Here is a 17,135-nt window from a genome sequence, read left to right as displayed (position 1 = left end):
TATCGCGAGCAAGCTCGCTCCTACAGGGGATGCGCCTTTTCCTTGTTGACTGACTACTAGGCCGAGAGGTCGATGCGGCGGATCTCGCCGCCGGGGCCGATTTCCAGCGCGTCGCCGCGCCCCGTGCCCCAGTCGGACAAGACCCAGCGTTCGGCGCTTCCCGACGCCAACTGAATTTGTTCGTGGCCGGGTCGATGCGTGTGGCCGTGGACCAGGCGCATGCACGCACTGGCGGTCAGCGCCTGCCGGATCGCGTCGGGATTGGCGTCCATGATGGCTGCGGTCTTGCCCTGCATGGCCTCCGCGCTGCGCCGGCGCAGGCTTTCGACTTCGGCACGCCGCTCGGCCAGCGGGCGGGCGAGGAAACGCTGCTGCCATTCCTCGCCGCGCACCATGCGGCGGAACTCCTGGTAGGGCAGATCGTCGGTGCACACGGTGTCGCCGTGCATCAGCAGTGTCGCCGTGCCGCCGGCGCCGACTCTTGCGGTGTCGTCGAGCAGGAACATGCGGGCGGCGGCGGAAAAGCGGGGGCCGATCAGGAAATCGCGATTGCCGGCAATGAAATACAGGCTGGTGCCCATGTCGGCGGTGCTGCGCAGCAGGTTGCAGACATCGGCGTTGAAGGGATCGGCCAGGTCGTCGTCGCCGATCCAGTACTCGAACAGGTCACCGAGTATGTAAAGCGAATCGACGTTGGAGGCGGCCGTGTCGGCCAGGAAGGCAGCGAAGCGCTGCACCAAGTCTGGCCGTTCCGCGCGCAGGTGCAGATCGGAGACGAAGCGGACGGTTCCGGCGATGGCTTGCATGGAGCCGCCGGGATGGCTTAGACGACTTCCGCGCGCTCGATGACGACGTCTTCCTTCGGGACGTTCTGGTGGAAGCCCTTGTTGCCCGTCTTCACCGACGTGATCTGGTCCACCACGTCCTGGCCTTCGACGACGTGACCGAAGACGCAATAGCCCCAGCCATCCTGGCATTTGTCGTTGTCGAGGAAATCGTTGTCGCCGACATTGATGAAGAACTGCGCGGTGGCCGAGTGCGGGTCCGAGGTGCGCGCCATGGCGACCGTGTAGCGCTCGTTCTTGAGGCCGTTCTTGGCTTCGTTCTCGATCGGCTCGCGGACGGGCTTCTGGTCCATGCTCGGTTCGAAACCGCCGCCCTGGATCATGAAGCCGTCGATCACGCGATGGAAAATCGTGTTGTCGTAATGGCCGGCTTCGACATAGGCGATGAAGTTGGCGGCGCTCTTGGGCGCCTTCTCGGCATCGAGTTCGAGGGTGATGACGCCGTGGTTGGTGGTGAGCTTGATCATGGGATTTGTCCTTGGTGAATTATTTCTTTGCCGGCAGCAGCCTGGCGGATTCGATCAGCACCGGCGTGGTCGGCACGTTCTGGTGCGGGCCGGCATTCGCCGTCGGTACCGTGGCAACCTTTTGCACGATGTCGAAGCCTTGCACGACCTTGCCGAACACGGCGTAGCCCCAGCCGTCGCGGCCGGGATAGTCGAGAAAGCTGTTGTCCTTGAGGTTGATGAAGAACTGCGCGCTGGCGGAATGCGGATCGGAGGTGCGCGCCATGGCCAGCGTCCCGGTTTCGTTCTTCAGGCCGTTCTTGGCCTCGTTCTGGATCTGGGCGCGGGTTTCCTTCTGTTTCATGTCCGGCGTGAAGCCGCCGCCCTGGATCATGAAACCCGGAATGACGCGGTGGAACACGGTGCCGTTGAAAAAACCGTCCTTGGCGTACTGCAGGAAGTTCTCCACCGTCTTGGGTGCCTTGTCCTGGTATAGCTCGATGGTCAGGGTGCCTTGCGAGGTCTTCAGTTCGACCTGGGGATTGGCGGCGTGGGCGGCAATGCCGAACAGAAATGCGAAAGCGAACAGAAACAGGCGGTGCATGATATCTCCGGGGAACGGGTGGGGGGAAAGGCGATTCGGTCAGGCGGCGGGTGCTAGGCGGCGCCTTCGAAGACGATCTTCCAGCGGCCGCTTTCCTTGATCCAGTACTGACGTTTCTTCATCTGGCCGGAAAGGTTGCTGGAGCGGTAGTCCTGTTCGAAGGTTACAACAACGTGCTCTTCCTTGCCGGGATTGCGGAACATGCTGATATTGCCGGTGCCGACCTTGATCCAGCTCTTGCCGGCATTGACCTTGCGCTTCTGTTCGATCCAGTCCTTGTAGCCGTGGCCGTCGGCTTTGAACTTGTGCGAATAGTGCCGCGCGTACTGGTCGACATTGCGGCTTTCCCAGTCCGATCGCCATTCTTCGACATTCTTCAGCAGCGAACTGCGTTCGCTCTGCCAGTCGTCGAGCGACAGCCATTCGATGCTGTTGCTGATGATCACCGGCGTCAGGCCGATCTGCAGGCTTTTCGACAGCGAGTCGAGATCCTGGTTGGCCAGCACCACGCAGCCGTCGGACGCCCTGGGCGGCCGTGAAAAGGTGTCGGAGGGCGTGCCGTGGAGCCAGATGCCGTGGCCGTTGCGTCCCTGGCGCTTGTCCCACTCGTTGGGATAGTTGATGGGGAAGGCGCCGCTGCCGTAAAAGTCGGTGAGTTTCTTTCGCGGCAGGCTGGAGGTGACGTGATAGACGCCGATCGGCGTCTTCTTGTCGCCCTCGCGCGCCTTGTCGGCGCCGAGCTTGCCCTGCGTGATGTAGTAGTCGGCAACGAAGCGCGGCGTGCCCTGGTCGTTCTGGTACAGGTAGAGCCTGGATTTCTGGGTGTCCACCACCACGGCATGCTTCTGTTCCGGATGCATCTGCAGCAGATAGCGCGGCACATAGTCGGCCGGCGGTTTGGTACGGTAGCCCTTGAGGCGGACAATGGCTTCGTCGCGCAAATCGGCGATTTTTTCCCCGGACGCCGATCCGCCGCCTTCGCCAAAGCTCATCAGGGGGCGCGAGCGCGCCAGCAGCAGGTCGCCCATGACCAGATGCGCCAGGCGGAAGTTCGGATAGGCCTTGATCAGCATTTCCGTTTGCTGCATGGCGAGGTCGAGCTGGTTGCCTTCGATGGCATCGAATACTTTTGCCAGCAACGGTTCCGGGCCGGAATCCGAGTACCGCACTTCGGCGCCCGTAGCGCGGGCGCCTTTCTTCAGATGTCCCGGGGTTTTGCCGGCAGCTTCCGCCAGGCCTGCAGCAATCAGCAATCCGCAGGCTGCGACGGCCGCCAGGGAACGCGACAGGTGGCGCATCAACTACCGACCCGCTCCTGCACGATCTGCCACTTGCCATCGCGCTTGCCCAGGAGCAGCACTTTGTTGCTGGAGGTCTTGAGCGTGGCCGACTTGTAGTGCTGGCGGAACTTTGCCGTGGCGGTGTCGCCATCGACGCTCACGCGCAGGTTCTCGACGCTGACCTGGATCGCGCCGGGCTTGGCAATGCGCTTTTGCCGCTCCGACTCCCATGCCGCACGCGATTCGCCAGCCGGGGTCTTGAAGTCGCGGGCATAGGTCGCCAGGTAGGCCTTGGTGTCCTTGCGCGACCAGGCGGCAGCCCAGAGGTCGATGGCCCGCGCGATGTCGGCGTTGGCATCGGCAGCGGGCTTCTCTGCGGCGGGCTTGGCCGGCGCGGCGGCCGGTGCTGCGGCTGGAGGCGTCGCGACAGGGGCGGCAGCGACGGGGGCGGCGGCGACCGGAGCCGGCGGCTTGGGCGCTTCAACCAGCTTGACGGGCTCCGCCGGGCGCGCGTCGCCGATCGGCTTGGTCGTCTTGCCGGGACGGCCGGCGGTGCCCATCAGGTCGCGGATCAGGGCCAGCTTTTTCTGTGCGCTGGGGTTCGACGAATCGATCTGCAAGGCCTTGTCATAGGCCTGGCTGGCCAGCCGGGCGTAGATGTCGCCGAGGTTCTCGTGGGCGGTGGCGTAGGACGGATGGGTGCGGATGGCCATCTCCAGCGCCTGCTTGGCCTTGTCGTATTGCTTCTGCTGGGCGTAGATGACCGCGAGATTGTTGTAGGGCTCGGGCAGTTCGGGATAGTCCTCGGTCAGCTTGGTGAACACCACGATCGCTTCGTTGGGCTTGTTCATTTCGGCCAGCACGATGCCCTTGAGGAAACGGCCCTGCGCATCCTTGGGCTTGCCCGCGAGGTATTTGTCCACCTGTTCCAGCGCCTGGGCGTGCTGCCCCTGCTTGATCTGCTTGCTGATGTCCTGCAGGGCGTCGGCATGGACCGCCGGCGCAACGGCGAGGAGAACGACAGAAGCGGCGGAAGCCATGAGGCGTGCGGCATTGAGGCGGAATTGGGTCATGGTATATACTTCTCGTTGGCGGTTGCCAGAAAATGAATTTAGTTACGGCCGTTGCGCTTGGTGCTGCTGAAACAGGCGTCAACCTGCGCTGGAACTGCGTTTTCGCCGGGATAGACCATGCGGGATTCAGCTTCGGATTCTAACAAGAAGCCCGCCTTCCCCACAACCTGACCGCGTTTGATCAATGAGCTGATAATGCCGGCCTTTCGTGGCCTTTTTCCCGCTTACCCCGCCGTCCGGACAGATTTTTCCTCATGCTGAAGATATACAACACCCTGGCCCGCGAAAAGCAGGTCTTCGTCCCGATTCAGCCCGGCCAGGTCAATATGTACGTCTGCGGCATGACGGTATATGACTTTTGCCACCTGGGCCATGCCCGCGTAATGGTGGTGTTCGACCTGGTCGCGCGCTGGCTGCGGGCCAGCGGCTACGCCCTGAACTACGTGCGCAACATCACCGACATCGACGACAAGATCATCCGTCGCGCGCAGGAAAACGGCGAGACCATACGCCAGCTGACCGACCGCTTCATCGCCGCGATGAACCAGGATGCGACGGCACTGGGCGTGCTGCGGCCCGACGCCGAGCCGCGCGCCACCGACTATGTGGCGCAGATGCTGGACATGATCGGCACGCTGGAAACCAATGGCTATGCCTATGTTGCCGAGAGCCATGACGTCTGCTACTCGGTGCGCAAGTTCGACGGCTACGGCAAGCTGTCCGGCAAGTCGCTGGAGGATCTGCGCGCCGGTGAACGCGTCGATGTCATGGCCGGCAAGCACGACCCGCTCGACTTCGTGCTGTGGAAACATGCCAGGGATGACGAGCCCGCCGAGGTCAAGTGGCCCTCGCCCTGGGGCCCGGGACGTCCCGGCTGGCATATCGAGTGCTCGGCGATGGGTTCGGAATTGCTCGGCCGGCACTTCGACATCCACGGCGGCGGCCAGGACCTGCAGTTCCCCCATCACGAAAACGAGATCGCCCAGTCGGAAGGCGCCATGGACGCCAATGAGCAGTGCCAGTTCGTGAATTACTGGATGCACAACGGCTTCGTCCGCGTCGATGACGAAAAGATGTCGAAGTCGCTGGGCAACTTCTTCACCATCCGCGAGGTCCTCAAAAAGTTCGATCCTGAAGTGGTGCGCTTCTTCATCCTGCGCGCCCACTACCGCAGTCCGCTGAATTATTCCGACGTCCATCTCGACGACGCGCGACACGCGCTGACGCGGCTTTATACCGCGCTCAAGGGCGTCGCCGGCGAGGTCGAGGTCGACTGGAGCGAGCCGCATGCCCAGCGTTTCAAGGCGGCGCTGGACGACGATTTCGGCACACCGGAGGCCATGGCCGTGCTGTTCGACCTGGCCACCTTGGTGAATCGCGGCGACGCCGCACTGGCCGGCCAGCTCAAGGCCCTGGGTGGCGTGCTGGGGTTGTTGCAGCGCGATGCGCAAGGCTTCCTGCAGGCCGCGCCCGAAGGCGGCCTGAGCAACGCGGAAATCGAGGCAAGAGTTGACGCTCGCGGTACGGCGAAGAAGGCCAGGAATTTTGCCGAGTCCGACCGCATCCGCGACGAACTCAAGGCTGCCGGCATCGTCCTCGAAGATGGACCGCAGGGGACCACCTGGCGCAGGGCCTGAGCGGGTTCCGGCATAGTCGCGTCGTGGGAAAGGTTTTGCGCGAGCGGTTTGCGGCCGGGCGGCCCGCAACGGCCGGTGCCGGCACGACGGCGGCCATGTGACATAACACACGTCCGATGGCATAAAACAAGCGCATACTTTCCGATTTCGGCAGGAGTTGGCTGGAGGCGTGTATGTCTGCAATCAATTCGGATCATGCGGTTGTCGACCACGGGCCGAATGCGGAGTGCATAGGGTGCCCGGTGCGATCGGATCGAGGTTGGCGCCTGCGGCGCCTTGACCTGCAGGTCGGCGAATGAAGGTCCGCGCCCGGGAAAGGATCGCAACAGCGATTTTGCTGACCGTGATCGGCATCATCGCGCTGGCAATCTGGTGGACCTATGCTGCAGTCGAGGACGCCGGCCGCCAGCGGCGCGAGGCTTCGGAAATCGCGCGCACGCTCAGCGGCCTGAGGCTGGCGACTCTCGAATACGCGCTCAACCACCGGGAACAGGAACGCGCGAAGTGGTATGAAGTTTCGCAGCGCGCCGATCGGGTGATTGCAACTGCCCGCTTTTCCGATGCGACGGACCGCGAAATCTTGGCCGGTGTGGGTGCCAGAAGGATCCAGGTGCGGCAAATCTTCGGCGAACTGATTTCGCTCACCGCCGCTGTCCCCGCAGCAGCGGACTTCCGGTTGAACCGAAGTTCCGAGGCTCAGCTCCTCAGCAGGATTTTCGCTCTCCAGCAGGAGAATTTTACCGCCGCCTTTCGCCTGATCGACCTCGCAACCCGGCGCGCCAACGACGCACAGCGCAGGCTGTTGGTCGTCATTCTCTCGGGGCTGGGCCTGATCGCGCTGATCCAGATCGGCGGCTCGTGGTCGATCCAGCGCCATGTGCTCGAACCGGTCGCCAGGCTGCAGCATGCGGCCCAGCAGGTCGCGGCCGGGAACTGGAGTTTCGAGTTCGGGAAAGGCGGCACGGACGAGATAGGCCAATTGACGCGCGACCTCGGCAGCATGAAGCAATCGCTGCAAAATTCGCTGATGCAGGTCGAGCGCAGCAACCAGGAGTTGGCCGCCTTGAACCGGGAACTGGAAGCCTTCGGTTATTCGGTATCGCACGACCTGCGCGGCCCGCTGCGCGCCATGGACGGATTTTCGCTGGTGCTGCTTGAGGATTATGACGACAAGCTGGACGACGAGGGCAAGGATGCGCTGCGACGCATTCGGGCTGCAAGCCAGCACATGGGGCTGCTGATCGACGATTTGCTGCGCCTGTCGCAGGTGGCGCGGGCCGAGCTGAAACTGCAGCCGGTCGATCTCAGCGGGATCGCGCGGGGCATCACCGCATCCGTGCAGGGCGATCGCTCCGGGCGGAGCGTGGAATGGGCGATCGAGGACGGCATGACGATCACGGCCGATCCAGGCCTGATGCAGATCGCCATGCAAAACCTGATTGCGAACGCCTGGAAGTTTACGGCCAGGACCGAAAATGCGACGATCTGTGTCGGCACGCTGGAGCGCGACGGCAGAAGCCTGTATTTCGTCGCCGACAATGGCGTCGGATTCGACATGGCACACGCGCAGCGGCTTTTCGGTGCCTTCCAGCGACTGCACCGCGCCGCCGATTTTCCGGGGACCGGAATCGGCCTCGCAATCACCCAACGCATCATCCGTCGGCACGACGGAGGAATCTGGGCGGAAGCCAGGGAGGGCAAAGGGGCGACTTTCTTTTTTACCTTGGGAGACATGGGCCATGACCATGGTCGGCATGCAGACCTGCCCGCTGCTTGAGTGCCGTTCGGACCATGCGCCGCTGCCGGGACGGGCGGACCAATGAGGACGTCCTTGAGAGTGTTGCTGGTCGAAGATTCGGACGACGACGCCACGCTGGTGATCCGGACGCTGAGACGCGGCGGTTTCGATGTGCAGCACGAGCGCGTCGACAGTGCCGCGGCGGTGACGGCTGCGCTGACGCGACAGCAGTGGGATGCGGTGATTTCGGATTTCAGCATGCCGGGCTTCACCGGACTGGACGCTCTCGGGATTTTCCGTGCCGCCGACCTCGACATTCCATTCATCCTGATTTCCGGCACCATCGGCGAGGAAACAGCGGTGGACGCGATGAATGCCGGCGCCAGCGACTACGTGATGAAGAAAAGCCTGGAGCGGCTCGCGCCGGCTCTGGAACGCGAGCTGAAAGAGACGCAAATGCGCGCAGCCCATCGCCGCGCCCAGGAAGCGCTGGCCGACAGCGAAACGCGATTCCGGCAAATGGCGGAGAATATCCGCGACGTGTTTTTCCTCGTCAGTGCGGACCGCAGGCAGATGTTGTACATCAGCCCGGCCTACCAGGAAATCTGGGGTCGCAGCTGTGCAAGCCTTTACGCCGATCCCGAATCGTGGACCGCGGCGATTCATCCGGACGACAGCCGCGCGGTCTATGACAATTACAAGAAACATCAGGCTGCGCCAACCGGCAGTTTCGAGGATCACTACCGGATCGTGCGTCCGGACGGCTCGATTCGCTGGATCCAGGCGCGGATCTTCCCGGTGCGCGACGAGGCCGGAGCAATCGTACGTTTCGCCGGTGTCGCCAAGGATGTCACCGAACGCGCCAAGGCCATGCAGGAATTGCGCGAAAGCGAGCGTCGCTTCAGCGACCTGCTGCGCAATGTGCAGCTGGTTTCCCAGATGCTCGACCGCGAATCGCGCATCACCTTCTGCAACGCCTACTTGCTGCGCCTGACCGGTTGGCAGCACGAGGAAGTCATCGGCAAAAGCTGGCCGGAGATTTTTCTGCCCCGCGAAATAGTCGAGGAGTGGACTACCGCCTATGCCGCGCTGCTCGCCGACCTGCCCGAATCCTGGCATCGCGAAGACGAGATCCTGACGCGCGCGGGCGAGCGCCGGCTGATTCGCTGGAACAATTCCGTGCTGCGTTCGGGGGCCGGCGACGTGATCGGCACGGCAAGCATCGGCGAGGACATCACCGAGCAAAGGCGGGCGGAAATCAAGATCAAGCGCCTGAACCGGGTGTACGCCGTGCTGAGCGGCATCAACACGCTGATCGTGCGCGTTGGCGAGCGCGACGAGCTGTTCCGCGATGCGTGCCGGATCGCGGTCGAACAGGGCGGATTCCGCATGGCCTGGATCGGCCTTGTCGATCGGGATGCCATGGAGCTGGTGCCGGTCGCCGCGGCGGGCACGACACAGAATCCCGCGGCCTTGGTTAATCAACGTTTCTCCTTGCGGGAAGAATCCCCGGCGGGAAATGCCCTGAGCGCGAGGGCGCTTCGCGAGCAGAGGGCCGTTTTTACCAACGACGTGCCGAACGATCCCGCAGTCGCGTTCAAGGATGAGCATGCGCGGCGCGGATCGCGTTCGATGGCGATTCTTCCGCTGCTGGTTTCCGGCGAGGCGGTGGGCCTGCTCGCACTTTATGCCGCGGAGGCCGGCTACTTCGATGACGAGGAATTGAAACTGCTGACGGAACTTGCCGGCGATATCGGTTTTGCGATTGATCACATCGCCAAGCAGGAGCAGATCGACTATCTCGCCTACTACGATCCGCTCACCGGGCTGGCGAACCGCCGCCTGTTCCTCGAGCGGATGGCGCAATACATGCGCAGTGCCGTCAGCGGCGGGCACAAGTTGGCCGTGTTCCTGCTCGACCTGGAGCGTTTCAAGAATATCAACGACAGCCTCGGCCAGGTGGCCGGCGACGCGCTGTTGAAACTGGTGGCGGAGTGGCTGGTGCGCGATCTCGGCGATCCGGGCATGCTGGCGCGCCTGGGTGCCGATCATTTCGCCGCCGTGTTGCCGGAAGTTCGGCAGGAAGGCGACCTGGTCCAGCTCCTGGAAAACAAGATGGGCGCTTTTCTGGACCATCCGTTCCGTCTGCATGACTCGGTGTTGCGGATACCCTTCAAGATCGGTGCCGCAATATTTCCCGATGACGGCGCCGACGCCGACACCCTGTTCAGGAATGCCGAGGCCGCGCTCAAGGCGGCCAAGGCCGGCGGCGAGCGCTACCTGTTCTATACGCAGAAGATGACCGACGCCGTGGCCGGCAAGCTGACGCTGGAAAACCAGTTGCGCCAGGCTCTGCACAATCGCGAATTCGTGCTGCATTACCAGCCCAAGGTGAACCTCGCCAGCGGCAGGATGACCAGCGCCGAGGCGCTGATCCGCTGGAACGATCCGCGCACCGGCCTGGTGCCGCCGGGCCATTTCATTCCGATGCTGGAGGAAACCGGACTGATCCACGAGGTCGGACGCTGGGTGCTGCGCCAGGCCATCGCCGACTACCTGCGCTGGCGCGCCGCAGGCCTGCCGGCCGTGCGCATCGCGGTAAACGTGTCGCCGCTGCAACTGCGCCAGCGCGGCTTCGTCGCCGAGATCGAACAGGCCATCGGTATCGATCGGCACGCGGCGGCCGGGCTGGAACTGGAGATCACCGAAAGCGTGATCATGGAGGACGTCAAGCACAACATTGCCAGCCTGCAGGCGATCCGCGACCTGGGTGTCAGCATCGCCATCGACGACTTCGGCACCGGCTTCTCCTCGCTCAGCTACCTCGCCCGGCTGCCGGTGGATACGCTGAAAATCGACCGCTCCTTCGTCATCGAGATGACGGCCGGACCGCAAGGCCTGGCACTGGTATCGACCATCATCAACCTGGCCCAATCGCTCAAACTCAAGGTGGTGGCCGAAGGTGTCGAAACCGTGGAGCAGCAACGCCTGCTGCGCCTGCTGAACTGCGACGAAATGCAGGGCTATTTGTTCAGCAAGCCGCTGCCGGCGGATGTCTTCGAGGCTCGATACCTGGCTGCGTCGTCCGACCCGGCCGCCTGAGGCGGAGCCGCCGGGTCGCCAGCGCCAACTCTTGCGGTAACGGATACAAGCGCAGTCGAGTACGCCCGCGTGCGTCGCGGCTTGTGTGTGCTGGCGTACAGACCATGACAGTGGTATGGGCGATCCTGTCAGTTCACCGCAGGAGGCGAATCATGCCCACAATCAATCCAGACGCCGAGATTCTGGATCGCGAGACCGGATGCAGTCCGCATTGGTCGCGGTCGGATTCCGGGTGTGAGCCCAAGTCATTCGTCTATCCCTTGCAAACCATCCCTGACAGACGACAGGGCTCGCCGCGCCCGGCCGGGAATCGGTCGCCGATGGCCGAGCAAACTGCCGGCAAGGTGGACGAGATTCTTTGCGTGACGCCACGGCAGTGGCTGAGTCAGTGGTGCTGCCTGGACGCACAATCATGACGTCCGCCCGGGCGTCCGCCGCCAAATTGGCCGTCAAGGCGTCGACCGGCATCGCCGGTTTCGATGAAATTACCGGCGGCGGCCTGCCGCGCGGTCGCACCACGCTGCTGGTGGGCGGACCCGGTTCGGGCAAGACGATTTTCGGGCTGCAGGTTCTGGTGCACGGTGCGCAGGAGTGCAGGGAGCCGGGTATCTTCGTCGCGTTCGAGGAGTCTTCGCCGCGCGTCGTGGCCAATGCCGAGAGCTTCGGCTGGAACCTCGCGGCCCTGCAGAAGAAGAAGCTGTATTTCATGGACGCCCAGCCGCTGGCCGACCTGGTCCAGTCGGGGGATTTCGATCTCTGCGGTTTGCTCGCGGCACTGGACGCCAAGTCCAAGGAATTGGGCGCGCGGCGCATCGTGTTCGATGCCCTCGATGTCGTCCTGGCCCTGTTGCCCGATCCGGCGCTGAAACGACGCGAGATCTATCGTCTGCATGAGTGGCTGTTGGCACGCGAACTGACCGGCATCATCACCCTCAAGGCGGGCGGCGACGAGACGATTTCAATCAGCCCGCAGCCCTTCGGCTTCATGCAATTCATGGTGGATTGCGCGGTGATGCTGAACCACAGCGTGGTGCTGGGCGTGTCGCAACGCAGTCTGCGGGTGCAGAAGTATCGCGGCTCGGGCTTCGACGAGAACGAATCGGCCTTCCTGATCGGCAACAGCGGCTTCGAGGTTGCTGTTGCGCATACGCTGAGCCGGGTGGATGCCAAGGTCAGCAACGAGCGCGTTTCCAGCGGCGTGGAGCGGCTCGACACGATGCTGGGCGGCGGCTACTACCGCGGCGCCAGCGTGCTGATCACAGGATTTTCCGGCACCGCCAAGACCACCTTGAGCGGTGCGTTTGCCGAGGCGGCTTGCCGGCGCGGCGAACGCACCATGTTTGTCTGTTTCGACACCAACAGCACCGAGGTGATCCGCAACCTGCGCTCGGTCGGCATCCGGCTCGATCGTTACGTCAAGAACGGCAGCTTGCGCATGATCTCGTCCCGCGCCATCACCGGCAGCGCCGAGACCTACCTGGTGCGCATCAAGGCGCTGGCGATGGAGCACGGAGCACGTTGCGTGGTGATCGATCCGGTATCGGCGTGGTCGAAATCCGGTAATGACCTGAGCACGCAGAGCGTGGCGGACCGCCTGATCGACTGGTCCAAGGGCGAAGGCACCACCCTGGTCTGCACCAGCCTGCTCGACGAGATGTCGGGCCAGGGGGAAGGCGGCTCGCAGTTGCAGATATCCGCCCTGGTGGATACCTGGATCCACCTCAATTACCTGATCCAGGCCGGCGAGCGCAACCGCGGCCTGTCCATCGTCAAGTCCCGCGGCACGGCGCATTCGAACCAGGTGCGGGAGCTGATCCTGAGCGATGCCGGCGTGACCCTGACCGATACCTACACGGCCGGCGGCGAGGTGTTGATGGGCACCTTGCGCTGGGAAAAGGAACGCGCCGAGCGCGTCGCCACCGAGGCCACCGATGCCGCCGCAAAACTCAAGCGCCTCAGGCTCGACGCCGAGGAAGCCGAGCTTGAAGTGCGGGTGAAGTCGCTGCAGACGGAACTGGTGGCCAAGCAGGTCGAGAAGGCCTTGCTGGTTCGCACCACGCAGAGCCACGAAGGGGAGCTGTCGCGCGGTCGTACCCAGATGCAGGAGCTGCGCGGGGCGGATGCGACGACCGCGGTGAGGAAAGCGACTCCGCCATGAGCCAGCGCGGAATTTTCAGGTTCAGGCTCTATGTCGCCGGCGAAGCGCCGAACTCGACGCTGGCCATCGCCAACCTTGCCGCCTTCTGCCGGGCCTACCTGCCGGACAGGTACGAGATCGAAATCGTCGACGTGTTCCGGGAACCGAAGCGCGCGCTGGCGGACAGCATCTTCATGACCCCGACCCTGGTGCTGCGCACGCCGCCGCCAGCGCGAAAGATTGTCGGCACCCTGAGTCAGACGCAGACCGTGCTGCTGGCCCTGGGTCTGGTGAGCGACGTCGGATGAAAGCCGTCAGATCACCGCCTGCGGGGGCGGCGAACGATGAAATTGCCGCGCTGATCGCCACCTTGCATGCGACGGGGCAGCGCCTGGAGGAACTGACGGCCGGCGAGGTGGATGGGGTGACGGACAGCGAAGGCCGCACCTTCCTGCTGCGGCATGTGCAGGAGAAATTGCGACACAGCGAAGCCGCCAAGCAGGCCGCCATCCTCAATGCCCTGCCCGCGCATATCGCCTTGCTCGATGCCCATGGCATCATCATCTCGGTGAATGACGCGTGGCGGCAGTTCGCTGCGACGAATGCGCTGCAGGGACCGCAATTCGGGATCGGTGTCGATTACCTGGCGCTTTGCGACAGCGCAAGTGGCGACGGTGCGACCGAGGCGCGGCAGGCCGCCGTCGGCATCCGCTCCGTGCTGGCTCCGGGCGGTGGCGCAAAGAGCTATTCACTCGAATATCCCTGCCATTCGCCGACGCAGCAGCGCTGGTTCCTGATGACGGCAACTCCCTTTGCCGACGATCCCCCGGTCGGAGTGGTGGTGATGCACCTCGACGTCACGGAGCGAAAGCGCGGCGAAGAGGCGCTGCGACGTTTCGTTTCGGCGCTGGACACCATCGCTGACGGGATATTCCTGACCGATCGCACGACGATGAGCTATATCCATGTCAACCAGGCCGCCTGCCAACAGACCAACCAGACGCGCGACGAGTTGCTTGCCATGGGCCCGATGCGCTTGCTGGGCAAGTCGCGCGCCGAAGTCGAAGGCGATTTCGACGCCATCATCGATAGCGGGGTGGACGCAGAGCCGTTTGAATTGCTCTGGCGCCGCGCCGATGGTGCTTCGCTCTGGGTCGAATTGCGCCGCCATGCGCAGTGGTCGGGCGGCCGCTGGACGATCGTGACCATGGTGCGCGACATCACGGCACGCAAGCAGGCGGAAAACCGCATCCGCCGGCTGAATCGCGTATATGCGGTGCTGAGCGGCATCAACGCCTTGATCGTGCGCGTCGCCGATCGCGACGCGCTGTTCCGTGAGGCGTGCCGGATCGCAGTCGAGGATGGCGGATTCCTCATGGCATGGATTGGCCTGGTCGACCAGGCTGCCATGGAATTGGTGCCGCTCGCCGCAGCCGGTACCACCATGGATGCCGCCACACTGGTCAATCAGCGCTTCTCGCTGGCCGAGGAAACGCCGCGCGGGAATACCCTGAGCGCAATGGCGATTCGGGATCGGGTGCCGGTATTTACCAACGATGTACCGAACGATCCCCGTGTCGTATTCAAGGCGGAGCATGCGCAGCGGGGGTCCCGCTCAATGGCGATCCTGCCCTTGCTGGTTTCCGGCGAGACGGTCGGCGTGCTCGCCTTGTATGCCGAGGAAGCCGGCTTCTTCGACGAGGAGGAGTTGAAACTGCTGACCGAACTGGCCGGCGACATCGGGTTTGCCATCGACCACCTGGCAAAGGGCGCAAGACTCAACTATCTTGCCTACTACGATCCGCTGACCGGGTTGGCCAACCGCAGCCTGTTTCTCGAACGGGTGGCGCAGCACCTGCGCAACGCAGTGGCCGGCGGGCATAAGCTGGCGATGTTTCTGATCGACCTGGAACGCTTCAAGAACATCAACGACAGCCTCGGCCGGCCGGCTGGCGACGCATTGTTGCGCCTGGTGGCGGAGTGGCTGACGAGCCATGTGGAAGACGCCAGCCTGCTGGCGCGCGTCGGCGCGGACCATTTTGCGGTGGTGCTGCCGGAAGTGAAGATGGATTGCGACGTGGCGCGCCAGCTCGAAACGACCATCGAAGCGCTGGTGGAGCACCCATTCCGCCTCAATGACGCCGTGTTCCGTGTCGCCGCCAAGGTCGGCGTCGCCTTGTATCCCGAAGATGGCACGGATGCCGATACCTTGTTCCGCAACGCCGAGGCCGCGCTCAAACGCGCCAAGGCCAGCGGTGAGCGCTACCTGTTTTACACCCAGACCATGACCGCGACGGCGGCTGCCAGCCTCAGCCTGGAGAACCAGTTGCGCCAGGCGCTGCACAATCACGAATTCGTGCTGCATTACCAGCCCAAGGTGAACCTCGTCAGCGGCAAACTGGTCGGCGCCGAGGCGCTGATCCGCTGGAACGATCCGCGTACCGGACTGGTGCCGCCGATCCGCTTCATCCCTGTCCTGGAAGAAATCGGACTGATCCATGACGTCGGTCGCTGGGCGCTGCACCAGGCCATCGCCGATTATCTACGCTGGCGTGCGGCGGGCTTCGCGGCCGTGCGCATCGCGGTGAACGTGTCGCCGCTGCAACTGCGCCAGCGTGGCTTCATCGCCGAGGTCGAGGAGGCCATCGGCGTCGATGCGCAGGCGGCGGCCGGGCTGGAACTGGAAATCACGGAAAGCGTGATCATGGAGGACATCCGGCACAACATCGCCAGCCTGCAGGCGATTCGCGCCATGGGCGTCAGCATCGCGATCGACGATTTCGGCACCGGCTTTTCCTCGCTCAGCTACCTCTCCAGACTGCCGATCGATACGCTGAAAATCGACCGTTCCTTCGTCATCGACATGACGGCGGGGCCGCAAGGTCTGGCGCTGGTGTCCACCATCATCGACCTGGCCCATGCGCTGAAGCTCAAGGTGGTGGCCGAAGGCGTTGACACCGCAGAGCAGCAGCGTCTGCTGCTCTTGCTCAACTGCGACGAGATGCAGGGCTATTTGTTCAGCAAGCCGCTGCCGGTCGATGTCTTCGAGGCCAGATACCTGGCGGCATCATCCGCCACGGCTGCCTGACACCCTGTCGCCGGGTCGCCAGCGCCAACTCCTGGCGGCGCGCGGCGGGTTTCAACTGCCGAAGAAATCCCTGACGCGATCGAGCCAGCTCTGCGCACGCGGGCTGTGGCGCTGGGCGTTGCCCTTGCTGATCTCCTCGAACTCCTGCAGCAGCTCCTTCTGCCGGTCGGTGAGGCTGACCGGGGTTTCCAGCACGACGTGACAGAGCAGGTCGCCGTGGGCCGCCGAGCGCACGCCCTTGATGCCCTTGCCGCGCAGGCGGAAGACCTTGCCGGTCTGCGTTTCGGCGGGCACCTTGAGCTTGGCGACGCCGTCCAGCGTCGGGATCTCGATTTCGCCGCCGAGCGCCGCGGTGGCGAAGCTGAGCGGCATTTCGCAATGCAGGTCATCGTGGTCGCGCTGGAATACAGCGTGGGCCTTGAGGTGGATCTGGACGTAGAGATCGCCCGGCGGGCCGCCATTGACGCCCGGCTCGCCTTCGCCGCTGAGCCGGATCCGGTCGCCTTCGTCGATCCCCGAGGGAATCTTGACCGACAGCGTCTTGTGCTGCTTGACGCGGCCCGAGCCATGGCAGGTGCCGCAAGGGTCGGGAATGTAACGGCCGGTGCCGTGGCACTTCGGGCAGGTCTGCTGGATCGAGAAGAAACCCTGCTGCATGCGCACCTGGCCGTGGCCGCCGCAGGTCGGACAGGTCTTGGGTTCGCTGCCCTTCTTGGCGCCGCTGCCGCTGCAGGTTTCGCATTCGGCCATGGTCGGGATGCGGATGCGGGTTTCGGTGCCGCGCGCCGCATCTTCCAGGGTGACTTCGAGGTTGTAGCGCAGGTCGGCGCCGCGGTAGACGTTGGAGCGACCGCCGCGCTGGCCGCCGCCGCCGAAGATGTCGCCGAAAATGTCGGAGAAGGCATCGGCGAAACCGCCCGCGCCGCCTCCCATGCCGGCTTGCGGATCGACGCCGGCATGGCCGTACTGGTCGTAGGCGGCGCGCTTCTGCCCATCGGAAAGAATCTCGTAGGCTTCCTTGGCCTCCTTGAAATGATCCTCCGACTTGGGGTTGTCCGGATTGCGGTCCGGATGGTGCTTCATGGCCAGCCTGCGGTAGGCCTTCTTGATGTCCTCGTCGGAGGCGTCGCGGTTGATGCCGAGGATTTCGTAGTAGTCGCGTTTAGCCATTTCGATTCGCTATCT

General features: G+C 63.8%; 13 protein-coding genes. 7 read left to right on the top strand and 6 right to left on the bottom strand.

The features are described 5' to 3' along the window. Positions 1 to 56: 56 nt before the first annotated feature. From RMO95_RS13835 to RMO95_RS13815, 5 genes are read right to left on the bottom strand one after another with little or no spacing between them, the layout of a single operon-like run. Positions 57 to 806 carry a UDP-2,3-diacylglucosamine diphosphatase gene (locus RMO95_RS13835; protein WP_310451218.1) on the bottom strand — a complete coding sequence of 250 codons (750 nt, stop codon included), beginning with the start codon at positions 804 to 806 and terminating at the stop codon, positions 57 to 59. 17 nt (positions 807 to 823) lie between these two features. Beyond that, positions 824 to 1,312, bottom strand: a complete 489-nt coding sequence (locus RMO95_RS13830) for a peptidylprolyl isomerase (RefSeq protein WP_310451217.1) — start codon at positions 1,310 to 1,312, stop codon at positions 824 to 826. A gap of 19 nt (positions 1,313 to 1,331) precedes the next feature. Next, a complete protein-coding gene (locus RMO95_RS13825; RefSeq protein ID WP_310451216.1) occupies positions 1,332 to 1,895 on the bottom strand; it encodes a peptidylprolyl isomerase in 564 nt (187 codons plus the stop codon). A 53-nt stretch (positions 1,896 to 1,948) separates the two neighbouring features. Beyond that, positions 1,949 to 3,193 carry a murein L,D-transpeptidase family protein gene (locus RMO95_RS13820; RefSeq protein ID WP_310451215.1) on the bottom strand — a complete coding sequence of 415 codons (1,245 nt, stop codon included), beginning with the start codon at positions 3,191 to 3,193 and terminating at the stop codon, positions 1,949 to 1,951. Then, entirely contained in the window at positions 3,193 to 4,248 is a 1,056-nt protein-coding gene (locus RMO95_RS13815) for a tetratricopeptide repeat protein (protein ID WP_310451214.1), read from the bottom strand. Before RMO95_RS13815 ends, RMO95_RS13820 begins: the two co-directional genes overlap by 1 nt. 254 nt (positions 4,249 to 4,502) lie before the next feature. Between RMO95_RS13815 and cysS the strand changes: the two genes are divergently transcribed. The 7 genes from cysS (at position 4,503) to RMO95_RS13780 (ending at position 15,950) form a co-directional block, all read left to right on the top strand. Then, the gene (gene cysS, locus RMO95_RS13810; protein WP_310451213.1) at positions 4,503 to 5,885 is read left to right on the top strand and encodes a cysteine--tRNA ligase; all 1,383 of its coding nucleotides are present in this window, start codon (positions 4,503 to 4,505) and stop codon (positions 5,883 to 5,885) included. Positions 5,886 to 6,180: 295 nt separating this feature from the next. Further along, on the top strand, positions 6,181 to 7,662 hold the full coding sequence (locus tag RMO95_RS13805) for a sensor histidine kinase (protein ID WP_310451212.1): 1,482 nt from the start codon (positions 6,181 to 6,183) through the stop codon (positions 7,660 to 7,662). A gap of 60 nt (positions 7,663 to 7,722) precedes the next feature. Then, entirely contained in the window at positions 7,723 to 10,725 is a 3,003-nt protein-coding gene (locus tag RMO95_RS13800) for an EAL domain-containing protein (RefSeq protein WP_310451224.1), read from the top strand. A gap of 152 nt (positions 10,726 to 10,877) precedes the next feature. Further along, positions 10,878 to 11,141, top strand: a complete 264-nt coding sequence (locus RMO95_RS13795; RefSeq protein WP_310451211.1) for a hypothetical protein — start codon at positions 10,878 to 10,880, stop codon at positions 11,139 to 11,141. After that, entirely contained in the window at positions 11,138 to 12,883 is a 1,746-nt protein-coding gene (gene kaiC / locus RMO95_RS13790; protein ID WP_310451210.1) for a circadian clock protein KaiC, read from the top strand. The genes RMO95_RS13795 and kaiC overlap by 4 nt, the downstream gene beginning before the upstream one ends. Continuing rightward, positions 12,880 to 13,170, top strand: a complete 291-nt coding sequence (locus tag RMO95_RS13785) for a circadian clock KaiB family protein (RefSeq protein ID WP_310451209.1) — start codon at positions 12,880 to 12,882, stop codon at positions 13,168 to 13,170. Before kaiC ends, RMO95_RS13785 begins: the two co-directional genes overlap by 4 nt. Then, positions 13,167 to 15,950 carry an EAL domain-containing protein gene (locus RMO95_RS13780; RefSeq protein WP_310451208.1) on the top strand — a complete coding sequence of 928 codons (2,784 nt, stop codon included), beginning with the start codon at positions 13,167 to 13,169 and terminating at the stop codon, positions 15,948 to 15,950. The genes RMO95_RS13785 and RMO95_RS13780 overlap by 4 nt, the downstream gene beginning before the upstream one ends. A 51-nt stretch (positions 15,951 to 16,001) precedes the next feature. Here RMO95_RS13780 and dnaJ read toward each other — a convergent pair whose 3' ends face one another. Then, positions 16,002 to 17,120 carry a molecular chaperone DnaJ gene (dnaJ, locus tag RMO95_RS13775; RefSeq protein WP_310451207.1) on the bottom strand — a complete coding sequence of 373 codons (1,119 nt, stop codon included), beginning with the start codon at positions 17,118 to 17,120 and terminating at the stop codon, positions 16,002 to 16,004. Positions 17,121 to 17,135: the final 15 nt, after the last annotated feature.

It is taken from the genome of Sulfuritalea sp., from assembly GCF_031426875.1.
In the GTDB taxonomy this organism is placed as follows: Bacteria; Pseudomonadota; Gammaproteobacteria; order Burkholderiales; family Rhodocyclaceae; genus Sulfuritalea.
The sequence above is the reverse complement of the archived record's forward strand: the minus strand, read 5'-3'. Positions and strand labels throughout refer to the sequence as shown.